The sequence below is a fragment of the Pseudomonas sp. P867 genome, assembly GCF_019891455.1.
Taxonomy (GTDB): domain Bacteria; phylum Pseudomonadota; class Gammaproteobacteria; order Pseudomonadales; family Pseudomonadaceae; genus Aquipseudomonas; species Aquipseudomonas synxantha_A.
Genome location: NZ_JAFLXB010000005.1, coordinates 82,534 through 99,779, shown reverse-complemented (window position 1 = coordinate 99,779; position 17,246 = coordinate 82,534). Strand labels below are relative to the sequence as shown.

At 60.3% G+C, this 17,246-nt stretch carries 12 protein-coding genes; 7 read left to right on the top strand and 5 right to left on the bottom strand.

Features of this window, described 5'->3' with window-relative positions; genetic code table 11:
* Position 1: 1 nt before the first annotated feature.
* Positions 2–661 carry a GntR family transcriptional regulator gene (locus J1G33_RS11205; RefSeq protein ID WP_223018103.1) on the bottom strand — a complete coding sequence of 220 codons (660 nt, stop codon included), beginning with the start codon at positions 659–661 and terminating at the stop codon, positions 2–4.
* 280 nt (positions 662–941) lie between these two features.
* Here J1G33_RS11205 and xdhA point away from each other — a divergent pair, with 280 nt between their 5' ends.
* From xdhA to guaD, 4 genes are all read left to right on the top strand, one after another.
* Positions 942–2,390 (top strand): xanthine dehydrogenase small subunit, encoded by a 1,449-nt coding sequence (gene xdhA, locus J1G33_RS11200; protein WP_223018102.1) that lies wholly within the window; start codon positions 942–944, stop codon positions 2,388–2,390.
* Entirely contained in the window at positions 2,383–4,782 is a 2,400-nt protein-coding gene (gene xdhB, locus J1G33_RS11195; protein ID WP_223018101.1) for a xanthine dehydrogenase molybdopterin binding subunit, read from the top strand. The genes xdhA and xdhB overlap by 8 nt, the downstream gene beginning before the upstream one ends.
* Before the next feature lie 123 nt (positions 4,783–4,905).
* Entirely contained in the window at positions 4,906–5,748 is an 843-nt protein-coding gene (gene xdhC / locus J1G33_RS11190; protein WP_216091951.1) for a xanthine dehydrogenase accessory protein XdhC, read from the top strand.
* Positions 5,749–5,755: 7 nt separating this feature from the next.
* Positions 5,756–7,060 (top strand): guanine deaminase, encoded by a 1,305-nt coding sequence (gene guaD, locus J1G33_RS11185; RefSeq protein WP_223018100.1) that lies wholly within the window; start codon positions 5,756–5,758, stop codon positions 7,058–7,060.
* Between the two features lie 153 nt (positions 7,061–7,213).
* Here guaD and J1G33_RS11180 read toward each other — a convergent pair whose 3' ends face one another.
* Positions 7,214–7,978, bottom strand: coding sequence for a GntR family transcriptional regulator (locus J1G33_RS11180; protein WP_005790335.1), 765 nt, complete (start codon positions 7,976–7,978; stop codon positions 7,214–7,216).
* Positions 7,979–8,222: 244 nt separating this feature from the next.
* On the opposite strand from J1G33_RS11180, the gene J1G33_RS11175 reads away from it, so the two are divergent.
* On the top strand, positions 8,223–9,413 hold the full coding sequence (locus J1G33_RS11175; protein ID WP_223018099.1) for a benzoate/H(+) symporter BenE family transporter: 1,191 nt from the start codon (positions 8,223–8,225) through the stop codon (positions 9,411–9,413).
* Between the two features lie 37 nt (positions 9,414–9,450).
* Here the strand turns inward: J1G33_RS11175 and J1G33_RS11170 are convergent, their stop codons facing one another.
* Positions 9,451–9,795, bottom strand: a complete 345-nt coding sequence (locus tag J1G33_RS11170) for a YggL family protein (protein ID WP_003193255.1) — start codon at positions 9,793–9,795, stop codon at positions 9,451–9,453.
* 236 nt (positions 9,796–10,031) lie between these two features.
* Here J1G33_RS11170 and dacB point away from each other — a divergent pair, with 236 nt between their 5' ends.
* Positions 10,032–11,492 (top strand): D-alanyl-D-alanine carboxypeptidase/D-alanyl-D-alanine-endopeptidase, encoded by a 1,461-nt coding sequence (gene dacB, locus J1G33_RS11165; RefSeq protein WP_005790339.1) that lies wholly within the window; start codon positions 10,032–10,034, stop codon positions 11,490–11,492.
* An 81-nt stretch (positions 11,493–11,573) separates the two neighbouring features.
* On the opposite strand, the gene J1G33_RS11160 is transcribed toward dacB, so the two are convergent.
* Both J1G33_RS11160 and rlmKL read right to left on the bottom strand, forming a co-directional pair.
* A complete protein-coding gene (locus J1G33_RS11160) occupies positions 11,574–14,000 on the bottom strand; it encodes a diguanylate cyclase (RefSeq protein ID WP_223018098.1) in 2,427 nt (808 codons plus the stop codon).
* A 230-nt stretch (positions 14,001–14,230) separates the two neighbouring features.
* Positions 14,231–16,495 carry a bifunctional 23S rRNA (guanine(2069)-N(7))-methyltransferase RlmK/23S rRNA (guanine(2445)-N(2))-methyltransferase RlmL gene (gene rlmKL / locus J1G33_RS11155; protein ID WP_005790343.1) on the bottom strand — a complete coding sequence of 755 codons (2,265 nt, stop codon included), beginning with the start codon at positions 16,493–16,495 and terminating at the stop codon, positions 14,231–14,233.
* Positions 16,496–17,027: 532 nt separating this feature from the next.
* Between rlmKL and J1G33_RS11150 the strand changes: the two genes are divergently transcribed.
* Positions 17,028–17,243, top strand: coding sequence for a ribosome modulation factor (locus J1G33_RS11150; RefSeq protein WP_002553055.1), 216 nt, complete (start codon positions 17,028–17,030; stop codon positions 17,241–17,243).
* Positions 17,244–17,246 lie beyond the last annotated feature (3 nt).

Sequence of the window (17,246 nt, the reverse complement as noted above, 5' to 3'; positions counted from 1 at the left end):
CTTAGGCGTCCGCCAACGCAGCGATGACCAGCGAGCTACTGCGCTGGCAGTAGGCCGACAGCACCAGGCGAATCTGCACCAGATCACGGGCGAGCACCGCGGCGAGCAATTGCTCGAACAGTGCCTGGAACTCGCTCATGGACGCCTTGCGCTGATCCAGGGCCAGGTAATAAGCGCGGTTCATCGCCGGCTGCAGGTTTTCAACGGTTTCCTGCAAATAAGGGTTGTTGGCGAAGGGATACGCGGCGCGCATCACGCTGAAGCTTTCTTCGACGAAGGCGCGGATGTCCTCGCGCTCCAAGCTCAGCTGCAGGCGTTGCTGGATCTGCAGGAACGGCGCCATATCGGCCTGGATCTGCCAGCCTTCGGCCACTGCATTGCCGAGCAGGATGTACATCTCGCCCATCAACGTACACAGGCTCTGCACCTTGTGCGCGGTGAGCTCGGTAACGTGGGCGCCACGGCGCGGCAGGATCGCGATCAGATGGCGGCGTTCGAGGATCAGCAAGGCTTCGCGCACGGAACCGCGACTGACGTTGAGCGCCAGCGTGACCTTCTGTTCCTGGATCCGCTCCCCAGGCTTGAGTTCGCCGCGAATGATACGTTCGGCGAGGTGGTGAGCGATTTGCTCGGCGAGACTGTCCGGCGCCTTGAACGTCATGTTTTCCCTTCAAAATCTTCTATCGGTACAAGCGCGGCAGTGTAGCGCATTGGCCCGCTGATGGCGCTACGCCCACCGTGGCGAATTTGGCATGAAATAAGCAACGTTAACAGCCCACACGCCGCCAAAAACACCGGTTCCAGAAGACTGAACCATAATTGAAAGTGTTGCGATCGCATTTTCTTGACCCTTAGGTCAGAAAACCATTGACCGAAAAGTCAGACATGACTAGATTCGGCGCAAAGCGGTTAACAACAATAATGAGTCTGCGAGGCCTTCCGTGATCCAGTTTTTACTCAACCAGGAACTCCGTAGCGAGCACGCCCTGGACCCCAACCTGACCGTGCTCAACTATCTGCGTGAGCATGTGGGCAAATCCGGTACCAAGGAAGGCTGCGCCAGCGGCGACTGCGGTGCGTGCACGGTGGTGGTCGGTGAGCTGCATACCGATGGCCAAGGCGCCGAGCAGATTCGTTATCGCAGCCTCAATTCCTGCCTGACGTTCGTGTCGTCCCTGCACGGCAAACAACTGATCAGCGTTGAAGACCTCAAGCACCAGGGCCAACTGCACAGCGTGCAACAGGCCATGGTCGAGTGCCATGGCTCGCAGTGCGGCTTTTGCACCCCGGGTTTCGTGATGTCGTTGTTTGCCCTGCAAAAAAACAGTGACGCCCCCGACAGCCACAGAGCCCATGAAGCCCTGGCCGGCAACCTGTGCCGCTGCACAGGTTATCGCCCGATCCTGGCCGCCGCCGAACAAGCCTGCTGCAACAAGCCTCAGGATCAGTTCGACAGCCGCGAGGCCGACACCATCGCCCGCCTTAAAAGCATCGCGCCCACCCAGACCGGCGAGCTCAACAGCGGTGACAAACGCTGCCTGGTGCCCTTGACCGTCGCCGACCTGGCCGACCTCTACGACGCCTATCCGCAAGCCCGCCTGCTGGCCGGCGGCACCGACCTGGCGCTGGAAGTGACCCAGTTCCACCGCACCCTGCCAGTGATGATCTACGTCGGCAACATTGAAGACATGAAGCGCATCGAGCATTTCGACGACCGCCTGGAGATCGGCGCGGCCACCGTTCTCTCCGATTGCTACACCGCGCTACACCATGAATACCCGGACTTCGGCGAACTGCTGCAGCGCTTCGCCTCCCTGCAAATCCGCAACCAGGGCACCCTGGGCGGCAATATCGGCAACGCCTCACCGATTGGGGATTCGCCGCCACTGTTGATTGCGCTCGGCGCCCAGATCGTACTGTGCAAAGGCAACACCCGCCGCACGCTGGCGCTGGAAGACTATTTCATCGATTACCGTGTCACCGCCCGCCAGGACAGCGAGTTCATCGAGAAGATCATCGTGCCCAAAGGCCACGCACTGTTCCGTGCCTATAAGGTGTCCAAGCGCCTGGACGATGATATTTCAGCCGTGTGCGCGGCGTTCAACCTGAACATCGACAACGGTGTGATCAGCGCGGCGCGCGTTGCCTTCGGCGGCATGGCTGCCACACCAAAACGCGCAAAAAGTTGCGAGGCCGCGCTGGTGGGCGCCATCTGGAACTCGGCCACGGTCGAGAAAGCCTGCGCCGCCCTGGCACAGGACTTCACCCCGCTGTCGGACTTCCGCGCCAGCAAGGAGTATCGCCTGCTCAGCGCGCAGAACCTGCTGCGCAAATACTTCATCGAACTGCAAACGCCGCACATCGAGACTCGGGTGACCGCTTATGTCTAACCATCACGCCGTCGTAAAGACCCAGGCCGAACTTGCCGAACTGTTTGCCCGGGATCTCACCTCCGGGGTCGGGCGCAGCGTCAAGCATGACAGCGCCGCCAAGCACGTCAGCGGCGAAGCGCAGTACATCGATGACCGCCTGGAATTTCCCAACCAGTTGCACCTGTATGCGCGCCTGTCCGACCGTGCCCACGCCCGCATCCTCAGTATCGACACTGCGCCCTGCTACGCCTTCGACGGCGTGCGCATTGCGATTACCCACGAAGATGTACCAGGCCTGAAAGACATCGGGCCGTTGATGCCCGGCGACCCATTGCTGGCCATCGACACTGTGCAGTTCGTCGGCCAGGTGGTGCTGGCCGTGGCGGCCCGTGACCTGGAGACCGCGCGCAAGGCAGCGATGGCGGCAGTGATCGAATACGAAGACCTGGAGCCAGTGCTGGATGTGGTCGAGGCTTTTCGCAACAAGCATTTCGTGCTCGACAGCCACACGCACCAACGCGGCGATTCGGCGTCTGCGCTGGCGAGTGCCAAGCACCGTATCCAGGGGACCCTGCATATCGGCGGCCAGGAACACTTCTATCTGGAAACCCAGATCTCTTCGGTAATGCCCACCGAAGACGGCGGCATGATCGTCTATTGCTCTACGCAAAACCCCACCGAAGTGCAGAAGCTGGTGGCCGAAGTGCTTGACGTGTCGATGAACAAGATTGTCGTGGACATGCGCCGCATGGGCGGCGGGTTCGGCGGCAAGGAAACCCAGGCCGCCAGCCCCGCCTGCCTGTGCGCGGTGGTAGCACGCTTGACCGGCCAGCCGACCAAGATGCGTTTGCCGCGGGTTGAAGACATGCTGATGACGGGCAAGCGTCACCCGTTCTATATCGAGTACGACGTGGGCTTCGACGACAACGGTCGCCTGCACGGGATCAACCTGGAACTGGCGGGTAACTGCGGCTGTTCGCCAGACCTGTCCAACTCGATTGTCGACCGCGCGATGTTCCACGCCGACAATTCGTATTACCTGGGCGATGCGACGGTCAACGGCCATCGCTGCAAGACCAACACGGCCTCCAACACCGCCTATCGCGGCTTCGGCGGCCCCCAAGGCATGGTCGCCATCGAGGAAGTGATGGACGCCATCGCCCGCCATTTAGGCCAAGACCCACTGGCGGTACGCAAGGCCAACTACTACGGCAAGACCGAGCGCAACGTCACCCACTACTACCAGACCGTCGAGCACAACATGCTCGAAGAGATGACCGCCGAACTCGAAGCCAGCAGCCAATATGCCGAACGCCGCGAAGCGATCCGTCTGTATAACGCCCACAGCCCGATCCTGAAAAAGGGCCTGGCGCTGACCCCGGTGAAATTCGGCATTTCTTTCACCGCAAGCTTCCTGAATCAGGCCGGCGCGCTGATCCATATCTACACCGATGGCAGCATCCACCTGAACCACGGTGGCACCGAGATGGGCCAGGGCTTGAATACCAAGGTCGCGCAAGTGGTGGCCGAAGTGTTCCAGGTGGACATCGACCGCGTGCAGATCACCGCCACCAACACCGACAAGGTGCCCAACACCTCGCCCACTGCGGCTTCCAGCGGTGCCGACCTGAACGGCAAGGCGGCACAGAATGCCGCCGATACCATCAAGCAGCGCCTGGTGGAGTTCGCTGCGCGCAAGTACGACGTGAGCGAAGCGGACGTGGAGTTTCGCAACGGCCATGTGCGCGTGCGCGAGCAGATCCTGAGCTTCGAAGCGTTGATCCAGCAGGCGTATTTCGGCCAGGTCTCGCTGTCGAGCACCGGTTTCTACAAAACTCCGAAAATCTTCTACGACCGCAGTCAGGCCCGTGGCCGGCCGTTCTACTACTACGCCTTCGGCGCCGCGTGTTGCGAAGTGATCGTCGACACCCTGACCGGCGAATACAAGATGCTGCGCACCGACATCCTCCATGACGTAGGCGCCTCGCTGAACCCGGCCATCGACATCGGCCAGGTCGAAGGCGGCTTTATCCAGGGCATGGGTTGGCTGACCATGGAAGAACTGGTGTGGAACAACAAAGGCAAGCTTATGACTAACGGCCCGGCCAGCTACAAGATCCCGGCGGTGGCGGACATGCCGCTGGACCTGCGGGTGAAGCTGGTAGAGAACCGCAAGAACCCGGAGGACACGGTGTTCCACTCCAAGGCCGTGGGTGAGCCGCCGTTCATGCTCGGGATTGCTTCGTGGTGCGCGATCAAGGACGCGGTGGCGAGTTTGGCGGACTATCGCCAGCAACCAAAGATTGATGCACCGGCCACGCCCGAGCGGGTGTTATGGGGGTGTGAGCAGATGCGGCAGTTGCGGGCGGCGAAAGCTATCGAGGCTGACACTGAATTGGCTTCGCTCTAGACCCAGGCGCTGCCATCGCGGGCAAGCCCGGCTCCCACATTTTAAGGTGCGAACCCGATCAAATGTGGGAGCTGGCTTGCCTGCGATAGTGGCCGAACTAACAGCAGAAATGTTGAGGTAGACATGGACAACTGGATCAGCGCCCTCGCCACCCTGCAGAACCAGGGCGAACCCTGCGTACTGGTGACCATCATCGAAGAGCTGGGCTCCACGCCACGTAATGCCGGTTCCAAGATGGTGATCAGCGCCGCGCACACCTTCGACACCATCGGCGGCGGGCACCTGGAATACAAGGCAATGCAGCTCGCTCGCGACATGCTCGTGCGCGGCCAGCAAACCACTCATCTGGAGCGCTTCAGCCTCGGCGCGAGCCTGGGCCAGTGCTGCGGTGGCGTGGCGGTATTGCTGTTCGAACCCATGGGCCAGGTGCAGGCGCAGATCGCGGTGTTTGGCGCCGGCCATGTCGGGCGTGCGCTGGTGCCGTTACTGGCAAGCTTGCCCTGCCGCGTACGCTGGATCGATTCCCGTGAGCAGGAGTTTCCGGAGCACATCCCGCAAGGCGTGCGTAAAATCGTCAGTGAAGAACCGGTCGATGAAATTGCCGACCTGCCCGCGGGCAGTTACTGCATCGTCATGACCCACAATCACGCGCTGGACCTGGAACTCACCGCCGCCCTGCTCAAGCGCAATGACTTCGCCTACTTCGGCCTGATCGGCTCGAAAACCAAACGCGTCAAATTCGAACACCGCCTGCGTGACCGCGGCTTCGACACCGCACGGTTGCAACGCATGCGCTGCCCCATGGGCCTCACCGAGGTGAAGGGCAAGTTGCCGGTAGAGATCGCCATCTCCATCGCCGGCGAAATCATCGCCACCTATAACGCCAATTTCGGCCAGCACACTGCCGGCGCCGAACCCATTGCCAAACTGCTGCCGGCTTCGCGCCGCAGCCAAGCTATCAATTGAGATAACCATGCCTTTGACTCGCAAAGCCTACCGCGCCGCCATCCTGCACAGCATCGACGACCCTGCCATCGTTGGCATCGACGCCTCCTACGAGTATTTCGAAGACGGCCTGCTGGTGATCGATAACGGCCAGATCAGTGCGCTCGGCCACGCCAGCGACCTGCTGCCGACGCTGCCCGCCGACATCGACATCACGCACTACCAGGACGCATTGATCACCCCCGGCCTGATCGACACCCATATCCATCTGCCGCAAACCGGCATGGTCGGCGCCTACGGCGAGCAATTGCTGGATTGGCTCAACACCTACACCTTCCCCTGTGAAAGCCAGTTCGCCGACAAGGCCCACGCCGATAACGTCGCGGATATCTTCATCAAGGAGTTGCTGCGCAACGGCACCACCACCGCACTGGTCTTCGGCAGCGTACACCCGCAATCGGTGAATTCGTTCTTTGAAGCTGCGGAAAAACTCGACCTGCGCATGATCGCCGGCAAAGTGATGATGGACCGCAACGCGCCGGACTACCTGACTGACACCGCACAAAGCGGCTATGAAGAAAGCAAAGCGTTGATCGAGCGCTGGCACGGCAAAGGCCGCCTGCATTATGCCGTTACGCCACGCTTCGCCCCCACCAGCACGCCTGAGCAACTGGCGCTGGCCGGGCAATTGCTGGGCGAATACCCAGATCTGTACATGCAGACCCACATCAGTGAGAACAAGCAGGAAGTCGAATGGGTAAACGAGCTGTTTCCCGAGCGCAACGGCTACCTGGACGTGTACGACCATTACAAACTGCTCGGCGAGCGTTCGGTGTTTGCCCACGGCGTGCACCTGTGTGACGACGAATGCGCACGGCTGGCGGAGACCGGCTCGGCGGTGGCGTTCTGCCCAACGTCGAACTTCTTCCTCGGCAGTGGGTTGTTCAACTTGCCCATGGCCGAGAAACACAAATTGAACGTAGGCCTGGGCACCGACGTGGGCGGCGGCACCAGCTTCTCGCTCCTGCAAACACTGAATGAAGCCTATAAGGTCATGCAGTTGCAGGGAGCGCGGTTGAGCCCGTTCAAGTCGCTCTATCTGGCGACCCTGGGCGGTGCGCGCGCGTTGCGCCTGGAAGACAGGATCGGCACATTGCAGCCGGGGACGGATGCGGACTTCCTGGTGCTGGACTACAACGCCACGCCACTGCTCAGCTATCGCTTGAAGCAGGCCAATAACATTGCCGAGACGTTGTTTGTGCTGATGACGCTGGGGGATGATCGGGCAGTGTTGCAAACCTATGCAGCCGGCCAGCTGGTGCACCAGCGCTGATCTCAGAGACACCACAAAACCAATGTGGGAGGGGCTTGTGTGGGAGCCGGGCTTGCCCGCGATGCAGGCACCGCGGTATGTCAGTTACACTGCGGTGATGCTATCGCAGGCAAGCCAGCTCCCACACAAGCTCGCTCCCACATTTGATTGGGTTTACAACTTTACAGACGTGCGCCCAGGTTTTTTAGTCTGTAGAAGGTGCGAAAACACCGCATGCAAATCATCCGACGCGCTCTCTTCATCGAGGTTGAGCTTGCTGTCGATATGATCCATATGATGCATCATCAAGTTCACCGCCAGCACCGCATCGCGGGCTTCGATCGCGTCGATCAACTGGGTGTGCTCATCGTAGGAACAGTGCGAGCGGTTGCCGCTTTCGTACTGGGCGATGATCAATGAGGTCTGGGACACCAGGCTGCGCTGGAAGCTGATCAACGGCGCGTTCTTGGCCGCTTCGGCCAGTTTCAGGTGGAACTCGCCCGAAAGACGGATACCGGCACCGCGATCACCGCGGGAGAAACTGTCGCGCTCGTCATTGACCATCTGGCGCAACTCGGCCAATTGCTCAGCGGTAGCGTGCTGCACCGCCAACTCCGTGATCGCTCGCTCCACCAGACGCCGGGCCATGAACACCTGGCGCGCTTCTTCCACACTGGGGCTGGCAACCACTGCGCCGCGATTGGGCCGCAGCAGTACCACGCCTTCATGGGCCAGGCGCGACAGTGCGCGGCGAATGATGGTGCGGCTAACGCCAAAGATCTCGCCCAGTGCCTCTTCACTCAATTTGGTTCCGGGTGCCAGGCGTTGTTCGAGGATCGCCTCGAAGATATGCGCGTAGACGATATCGTCCTGGGTTCCGCTGCGACCGGTCTTGCCGGCTCGCGGTTGTTTCTTGAGAGGTTGCAACTGTTCGTTCATGGGCACTCGGGTAGGGAGAACGGCGGCGAATTAACGGTAATACGGCAAATTCAAGGTAATACGGCAACTACGGGTCGCTGGCAAGTATCACCTAAAAACAGCGCACATTGTACACAACCCAATGCGCCAACACACTGTACGGCTGTTTGCGGCCCCGGCTGTATTGCAATGACTCGTTACGTTTGAGTTTAGGCTTGAATCTGCGCCGTCACCGGCAAATCCCAGGTAAAAGGAACACCCTTCCATGACCGACGCCACCCAAGCGCCCTTGCGCCCGCTGGCCGACACCTCCCCCTCGGCCATCGTCGCCGGTTTTATCGCCATGATGACCGGCTACACCAGCTCCCTGGTGCTGATGTTCCAGGCCGGCCAAGCCGCCGGTTTGACCACCGCACAGATTTCTTCGTGGATCTGGGCGATTTCCATCGGCATGGCGGTATGCAGCATCGGCCTGTCCCTGCGCTATCGCACACCCATCACCATCGCCTGGTCCACACCCGGCGCGGCGCTGTTGATCACCAGTTTAGGCGGCGTGAGTTATGGCGAAGCCATCGGCGCCTACATCACCTGCGCAGTGCTGGTGACCCTATGCGGGATGACCGGCAGCTTTGAAAAACTGGTCAAGCTCATCCCTGCATCGCTGGCGGCGGCGTTGCTGGCGGGGATCCTGTTCAAGATCGGCAGCGAAATCTTCGTCGCTGCGCAGCATCGCACCGGTCTGGTACTGGGGATGTTTTTCACCTACCTGATCATCAAGCGCCTGTCGCCGCGCTATGCCGTGCTTGCCGCGCTACTGATAGGCACCGCGCTGTCGGGGCTGATGGGGTTGCTGGACTTCAGCGGTTTTCATCTGGAAGTGGCGACGCCCGTATGGACCACGCCGCATTTCTCACTGGCGGCGACCATCAGCATCGGTATCCCGCTGTTTGTGGTGGCCATGACCTCGCAGAACATGCCCGGGGTCGCCGTGCTGCGGGCCGACGGCTACACCGTGCCGGCTTCGCCGCTGATCACCACCACCGGCCTGGCCTCGCTGGTGTTGGCACCGTTCGGCTCCCACGGCATCAACCTGGCGGCGATCAGCGCGGCAATCTGCACCGGGCCGCACGCCCATGAAGACCGCAACAAGCGCTACACCGCTGCGGTGTGGTGTGGGGTGTTCTACGGGATTGCCGGGGTATTCGGCGCAACCCTGGCGGCATTGTTCGCAGCCCTGCCCAAGGAACTGGTGCTGTCGATTGCAGCGCTGGCGTTGTTTGGCTCGATCATCAACGGCCTGAGCATTGCCATGAATGAGCCGAAGGAGCGGGAAGCGGCGCTGATCACCTTTATGGTCACCGCGTCAGGCTTGACGTTGTTTTCCATCGGGTCGGCGTTCTGGGGGATTGTGGCGGGGGTGTTGACGCTGTTGATTCTGAATTGGCGCAAGGCATAAAAAAACGGCGACCCTCAGGTCGCCGTTTTGTTTAGTATCACTTAGCCGCGTTGATCGGCTTTTCCGGATACCACACGTCCAGCAACGGGCTGACTTCAGCCTTGGTCAGCTCGGAACGGGTTTTCAGCCAGGCTTCGACAGCAGCGCGCTGCTCTTCGGACACCGAGCCACGCTTCTGCAGGCAAACCAGACCGTAGTCATCGCCGCCGACATAGCCCAGACCATTGGCTTCCATGGCTTCTTTGATGAATGCTTCGAGGAAAGCGTCGATAGCTTCTTCACTCAGGCCTTCGTTGAAGTCCAGGTTCAGTTCGAAACCCAGCTCTTGAAATTCATCAACGCACAGTTTTTTGCGCAGACGCTGGGAACGGTTAGTCGCCATTGGAACAATCCTCATAAGTAATAACGGGCGGCACTTTAGCAGTTTAAGGCGGCAATTGCCCGACTCTCTGGGACGGGCGGCGCATCGGCAGTTAAAAAAACCTGATTAGCGGCTATCGTTCAGCTACAAGTGAAGCCACCTTGGGGCATAATGCCGACACTTTCGTGACCATTGAGGGATTTTCTTATATACCCCTCGCCTTTTTCACCCTTCTCAGCAGTAGGGTTTTATTTCTTATGATCAAATCGTTGCGTTCTGTATTACTTGCCAGTGTCCTTTTGCCTTTGGCCCTTTCGGCCACTGCCGCCCCCATCAATACTGCCCTGCCCCCCAGCGTCGCGCAGGCCTTGCAGAAAGCCAAACTGCCCAATACCGCGTTGTCTCTGGTAATGCTGCCTCTGAACGGCCCCGGTACGCCAACCGTATTCAATGCCGACGTATCGGTGAACCCGGCCTCTACCATGAAGCTGGTGACCACTTACGCGGCCCTGGAGATGCTCGGCCCCAACCACCAGTGGAAGACCGAGTTCTACACCGACGGCACCCTCAGCGGTGGCGTGTTGCGCGGCAACCTGTACCTCAAGGGCGGCGGCGATCCCAAGCTGAACATGGAAAAGCTCTGGCTGCTGATGCGCGACCTGCGTGCCAATGGCGTGCAGCAGGTCACCGGCGACCTGGTACTGGATCGCAACTTCTTCAACCAGCCGCTGTTGCCTGATTTCAATGACGACGGCAACGACGAGAACAAGCCGTTCCTGGTCAAGCCCGATGCCTTGCTGGTCAACCTCAAGGCCCTGCGCTTCGTGACCCGTAATGATTCGGGACGCGTGATCGTGTCGGTCGAACCGCCGATTGCCAGCATTCGCATCGACAACCAGGTGAAAGTCACCAACGCCAAACAGTGCACCGGTGACGTGCGTTACAACCCGGTGACCGCCGCCGACGGCAGTGTGACCGTGACCGTCAGCGGCCAACTGGCTGATGGCTGCAGCTCGCAGACTTACCTGTCACTGCTCGACCACGCCACCTACACCGCCGGCGCCGTGCGTGCGATCTGGAAGGAGCTGGGCGGCACCATCCAGGGCCGCGATATCCAGGCGCCAGTGCCCAAGGATGCCAAGGTGCTGGCCCGCGCATTCTCGCCGGACCTGGCGGAAATCATTCGCGACATCAACAAATACAGCAACAACACCATGGCCCAGCAACTGTTCCTGAGCCTGGGCGCGCAATTTCGCAACGATGCCGATGGCGACGATGCCAAGGCCGCGCAACGCGTCGTGCGCCAATGGCTGGCCAAAAAAGGCATCACCGCACCGCACCTGGTAATGGAGAACGGCTCCGGCCTGTCCCGCGCCGAACGGGTCAGCGCTCGCGAGATGGCGGCCATGCTGCAAGCCGCCTGGAAAAGCCCCTACGCGGCGGAGTACATCAGCTCGATGCCAATCGCCGGCACTGACGGCACCATGCGCAAACGCCTGAAGACCACAGCGATGCGCGGTGAAGCTCACGTGAAAACCGGTACCCTGAACACCGTGCGCGCCATTGCCGGGTTCAGCCGTGACAACAACGGCAACACTTGGGCGGTGGTGGCGATTCTCAACGACTCCAAGCCTTGGGGCGCGTCATCGGTGTTGGACCAGGTGCTCCTGGACCTGTATCGCCAGCCGAAGGCCGTTGCAGCCGCGCCGGTTCTGTAAAGCATCACACTACCCTGCAGGAGCGAGCTTGCTCGCGAAAAACGTCAACGATCACGCGTGTTTCCTGAGTACACGCGGCGTCTAGGGTTTTTTCGCGAGCAAGCTCGCTCCTACAGTCAGTAGGGCTTGCTCGCTCCCACACGCCTCGACCCGGTCCCTGCCCGCCTGCTTGGCCACATACACTGCCGAATCAGCGCGCAGCAGCAACCCATCGATATCTTCATCGGTCCGCCAACTGGCTACGCCAAAGCTGGCAGTGACGATGCCCACCGGTTCCATCGGCGTATCGCGCAACGACTGCCACAACTGAGTTGCCAGGCTATAGGCCTGGGCACCATTGGTACTTGGGCACAGCACCACGAATTCTTCCCCACCCAGGCGGCAAAACACGTCGGTACGGCGCAAGCGCTGGCCTATGCGCTTGCACAACTCCTGCAACACCCCGTCGCCCACGGCGTGACCATGCTGGTCGTTGATGCGCTTGAAGTGATCGATATCGAGCATGATCAACGACAGTGCACCCGAGGTGCGGTTGATCCGCAGCATCTCGCCCTTGAGCCGATCCTGAAAATAACGCCGGTTATAGATGCCCGTCAGAGAGTCAGTGATGGAAAGCGCGCGCAGTTCTTCCTCGACCCGTTTGAGATCGGAAATATCCGACACATAACCGTGCCAAAGCGTACCGCCTCCAGGTAACTCTTCAGGTGTCGCTTCGCCGCGAATCCAGCGCAAGCCTCGCTGAGGCAACTGCACGCGATATTCTTCGCGCCAATGGCTCAGTTGCAACGCCGACAAACGTATCGAGGCACGCACTCGCTCAATGTCCAAGGGGTGAATGCGTTCCAGCACCTTGCCTGCATCCTGCTGTAATGCGCCAAGTTCGATTTCATAGATATCGCGCATACCTTCGCTGGCGTAAATGAAACGCCCATTGCCCTGCAGGTCCTGGGTGAACTGGAAAATCCCGCCAGGCACATGAGCACTGAGTTTTTTCAGCAGACGGTCCCGGGCGGCCAGGGCTTCATAGGCGCGCTTTTGCTCGGTGATATCCAGGTAAATTGCCAAGTGCCCGACCCACAGGCCAAAGTCGTCCAGGAGCACGGTGGCCAGCATGTTGACCGTCAGTTGGGTACCGTCCTTGCGCACCAGCGTCCACTCGCGAGCTTCATGCAGGCTGTCAGGGCTCTCCACCAGCATTGCCTGGCTCGGCGCAATACGCTTGCCTAGCGCCAGGCTCAACGGCGCAGCCCGCGCTTCGAGTTCCACCGCCAGGTGCAGGCTTTCCAGGGTCAGGCGACCCAGCACCTCTTCGGCCTTGAAACCCAACATCTGTTCGGCGCCAGCATTGAAGGTGTTGATCACACCGCGCAAATCGGTGGCGATGATCGCGACCTGAGTCGCCGCATTCAGCACACTGCGTAATTGCCCGTGAGCCCCACGCAACTCTTGCTCACGCAAGCGCAACTGCACGGTGCGCTGTTCCACCAGTTTCAGAGCACGCTGGCGCTGGCTGACCAGCACGTAGAGCAAGGCACTGAGCAAGGCGCTGAGCAGCATACCCATGCCCAGAATGGTGTTCATCGAGGAATGATTGGCCTTGTCGAACACCTCGCTGGCACGCAGGCTCAGGGCATAGACGTGATCGCCAAGGGTGAGGCGGCGTGTCGCCGTCAGGTCGCTGTTGCCCACCGTATTGCTGGATGCATACAACACCCGTTGCTGCGTATCGGAAGTGTCGACGATCTGCATGACCAGATTGTCGCGATTCGGTTTGGGCAACCCATCGGCCACCAGTTGGCGCATGCTGAGCACCGCCATGACAAAGCCGTAGGGCTCGCTGCCAACGGCTTTGCTCACTGGCGCCACCAGCAGCACGCCGGCCGCGTAGGCAGGCTCCACGCCCACCAATTGCATGGGCTGTGACACTGCCGGCCTGGCGTTTTTTTGCGCACGCTCCAGGGCTGAACGGCGCAAGGGCTGGGCCAGCAGGTCAAAACCCAAGGGCGAACCCAACAAGCTCTGCGTCTGGCTGTACAACACCGGTACGTATTCATCGCGCTCGGGCGCGGGCGCCAACTCACCCAAGCCATTGAGTTCACGGATGCTGAAAGGGATGCCACGCTGACGGGAAATCTCTCGCTCGAACGCCCTGCGCTGCTCACGAAATATGCGCGGTGCCCAGGCGTAGGCACGCGCATTGAGCAACAGAGGCTGGGCGAAGCCGTCGAACTCGGCACGGGAGACATCGCCGGAGTTGATGAAGAAACGCTGCAGGCTACCCAGGCGCAACTCCTGATCCTCAAAACGCTCCTGGATGCGGGTGTAGCGCTCATTGACCAGCAACTGGAAACGCTGGCGCACCTGTTGCTGATACAGGTCGGCAGTCGCCCACGCGACAACCATCGTCAACGCGCTGCCAGCCAACAACACCACCAATGCCACCAGCCAAGCCGACGCCTGTTCACTGATAAAACCAAGGATTTTCGGGCGGACAGCTTGCATCGGCATAGGCAACACTCACAACGCCAGTGTGCGGGGGTGTCACGTTGGCTGGGGTTTAAGTTATAGCCATTGGTCGGGTGTTTGACCAGCCTAAAAACTGCAGGGGCTTAATGTGGGAGGGGGCTTGCTCCCGATAGCGGTGGATCAGCCATTCCATTGGTGACTGATACTCTGCTATCGGGAGCAAGCCCCCTCCCACACTGGATACTCAGCGCATTCAGAACTGCTGATATTAATCAGCGAGCAGTGATTTTCCAGGCCCGGTGGATCTTCGCATTGCGCGCAAAATCCGGGTCGATGGTCTTGTCGCTGATCTCCTCGACCGCATAGCGTTCGCTGAGGTTGTCTTCCAACTGGAACTTGCGGAAGTTGTTGGAGAAGTACAGCACGCCACCCGGCGCCAGGCGCGCCATGGCCAGGTCGAGCAACTGCACGTGGTCACGCTGCACGTCGAAGATACCTTCCATGCGCTTGGAGTTGGAGAAGGTCGGCGGATCGATGAAAATCATATCGAACTCATCGCGACTGGCCTCCAGCCACGCCATGACATCACCCTGCTCCAGGCGGTTCTTGTCGGAGAAACCATTGAGGGAGAAGTTGCGACGCGCCCAGTCCAGATAGGTTTTGGACAGGTCGACGCTGGTGGTGCTGCGCGCTCCACCCTTGGCAGCATGGACGCTGGCGGTGGCGGTGTAGCAATACAGGTTGAGGAAGCGCTTGCCGGCCGCTTCTTTCTGGATGCGCATACGCATCGGGCGGTGGTCGAGGAACAGGCCGGTATCCAGGTAGTCGGTGAGGTTGACCAGCAGCTTCACGCCACCTTCGCTGACCTCGGTGAACTTGCCCTGGGCGCTCTGGCGTTCGTATTGCTTGGTGCCGCTCTGACGCTCGCGACGCTTGACCACCACGCGGCTCTTGTCGACGTTCAGGGCCTGGGGAATCGCTGCCAGGGCGTCGAACATGCGCGCCGAAGCTTTTTCCGGGTCGATGGATTTTGGTGCCGCGTATTCCTGTACGTGAACCCAATCGTGGTACAGGTCGATGGCCATGGAGTACTCGGGCATGTCGGCGTCATACACACGGTAGCAATCCACGCCTTCACGCTTGGCCCATTTGCCCAGCAGCTTGAGGTTCTTTTGCAGGCGGTTTGCAAACATCTGCCCGCCTTCGCTCAAGCGCGCCTGTTCGACCACCGGGGCCGGGGCTGGCTTGATCGGGTTGCCGTTCTTGTTGTACTGGCGCTCAACGGGCTCGGTCGGCGCCTGGTCGTAAGCCGCTTGCTCACGCTCAGCCTGGCGCTGCTCCGGCGTGCGACGTTCGCCGGTGACGAACTGATCCGGGTTGACCTTGATCAGCAGCAATTTGCACGGCAGCGCGCCGTTCCAGAACGAATACTGTTTGTGGCTGCGGATGCCCATGCGCTTGCCCAGGTCCGGCGCGCCGGTGAACACCGCAGCTTCCCAGCCCATGCAGGCCTGGCGCAGGCGCTCGCCGAGGTTCTGGTAGAGGTACAACAGGCTGGCTTCGTCACCCAGGCGCTCACCGTAGGGTGGGTTGCAGATCACCAGGCCTTTCTGGTTCTGGTCCGGGCGCGGCTCGAACGTGCCCACTTCGCCTTGGTACACCTTGATCCAGTGGCTCAGGCCGGCGCGTTCGATGTTATTGCGGGCGGGTTGAATCAGGCGCGGGTCGGCTTCGTAACCGCGGACCCACAGCGGTGGCTTGTTCATACCAATGGCCGCACGCTCGCTGGCCTCGGTGTGCAGCTTTTTCCACAGCGCCGGGACGTGACCCAGCCACGTGGTGAAACCCCACAGCTCGCGATTGAGGTTGGGGGCCATGTCGGCGGCGATCATCGCGCCTTCAACCAGGAAGGTGCCGACGCCGCACATCGGGTCGGTCAGCGCGCCGCCTTCGGCTGCAATGCGTGGCCAGCCGGCACGAATCAGGATCGCCGCTGCCAGGTTTTCCTTCAGCGGTGCCGCGCCCTGCTGCAGGCGGTAGCCACGCTGGTGCAGGCTGTGGCCGGAAAGGTCCAGGGACAGGATCGCTTCGCCACGGTCCAGGCGCAGGTGAATGCGCAGGTCCGGGTTGATCTTGTCGATGGATGGACGCTCGCCGGTTGGGGTGCGCAGCTTGTCGACGATCGCATCCTTGACCTTCAGCGCGCCGAAGTGGGTGTTGTCGATGCCCGAGCCGTGACCGCTGAACTCCACCGCCAGGGTACCGTCGGGAACCATATGGTCGGCCCATTCGATATCCAGCACGCCGTGGTAGAGGTCTTCGGCGTCCTTCATCGGGAAGCGCTTGAGCACCAGCAGCACACGGTTGGCCAAGCGTGACCACAGGCACAGGCGATAGGCGGTTTCCATGTCGGCCATGCCGCGAACGGCCGAGGTGTGCTCGCGGGCGTCCTCAAGGCCAAGCCCGACGGCTTCCTCGATCAGCAGGCCTTCGAGGCCCTTGGGGCAAGTGAGGAAGAGTTCAAAACGGTCCGACATGGGGCATTCCAGGCTTTTCAGCAATAAATGAACGGGCGACGCATCGCCGGTTCGGTTTTCAATCAAGCACTTTTCTTGAAGAGTGCTCGCGTGGCACGAATGTGCCGTCCCACCCCGCTTTCCGGGCCGTTGAGCCTTGTTTGACGGGGCAGAGAAACAATGTGAAGCAACAAAAGGAAATATTCAGACCCTTCGTCGAATAATAACCGACTGCAACAGGCGGGCATTCTCACTAAAGGATTAACCCGCTTCGCTGTGCAGGGCACATCATAGCTGGCTTTGCTGCATAAAAGGGGCGAAAAACCATCCCAGCTTATGGCTATAGCATCGTTATCGTTACGTGCTTATGACAAAACGATCATTGAATACATGTGACCTATTGGTTAGAACTCAACACAGGTTGGCGCCGTAACGACGCCGACACATCGGCTCGCCACGCCGGCAGCGAGCCCACCAACGGCAGAAAAACTCTGCCCGGCCTTGGACAAGGCCGAAGGATATCTAGACAGTCAACAAGTGAGGGAAACACCCTATGAGAAGACTTAAGCGTGATCCGTTGGAAAGAGCATTTTTACGCGGATATCAATATGGCGTTCATGGAAAATCCCGTGAGCTTTGCCCATTTACTCTACCGTCGGTACGCCAAGCCTGGATCAACGGCTGGCGAGAAGGACGCGGCGACAACTGGGACGGTATGACTGGCACTGCGGGCATCCACAGACTCAACGAACTTCACGCCGTCGGCTAATCA

Excerpts from the sequence above, each read along its gene's own strand:
- J1G33_RS11205 (WP_223018103.1), bottom strand. The coding sequence starts at position 661 with ATGACGTTCAAGGCGCCGGACAGTCTCGCCGAGCAAATCGCTCACCAC.
- xdhB (WP_223018101.1), top strand. The coding sequence starts at position 2,383 with ATGTCTAACCATCACGCCGTCGTAAAGACCCAGGCCGAACTTGCCGAA.
- xdhC (WP_216091951.1), top strand. The coding sequence starts at position 4,906 with ATGGACAACTGGATCAGCGCCCTCGCCACCCTGCAGAACCAGGGCGAA.
- guaD (WP_223018100.1), top strand. The coding sequence starts at position 5,756 with ATGCCTTTGACTCGCAAAGCCTACCGCGCCGCCATCCTGCACAGCATC.
- J1G33_RS11180 (WP_005790335.1), bottom strand. The coding sequence starts at position 7,978 with ATGAACGAACAGTTGCAACCTCTCAAGAAACAACCGCGAGCCGGCAAG.
- J1G33_RS11175 (WP_223018099.1), top strand. The coding sequence starts at position 8,223 with ATGACCGACGCCACCCAAGCGCCCTTGCGCCCGCTGGCCGACACCTCC.
- J1G33_RS11170 (WP_003193255.1), bottom strand. The coding sequence starts at position 9,795 with ATGGCGACTAACCGTTCCCAGCGTCTGCGCAAAAAACTGTGCGTTGAT.
- dacB (WP_005790339.1), top strand. The coding sequence starts at position 10,032 with ATGATCAAATCGTTGCGTTCTGTATTACTTGCCAGTGTCCTTTTGCCT.
- J1G33_RS11160 (WP_223018098.1), bottom strand. The coding sequence starts at position 14,000 with ATGCCGATGCAAGCTGTCCGCCCGAAAATCCTTGGTTTTATCAGTGAA.
- rlmKL (WP_005790343.1), bottom strand. The coding sequence starts at position 16,495 with ATGTCGGACCGTTTTGAACTCTTCCTCACTTGCCCCAAGGGCCTCGAA.
- J1G33_RS11150 (WP_002553055.1), top strand. The coding sequence starts at position 17,028 with ATGAGAAGACTTAAGCGTGATCCGTTGGAAAGAGCATTTTTACGCGGA.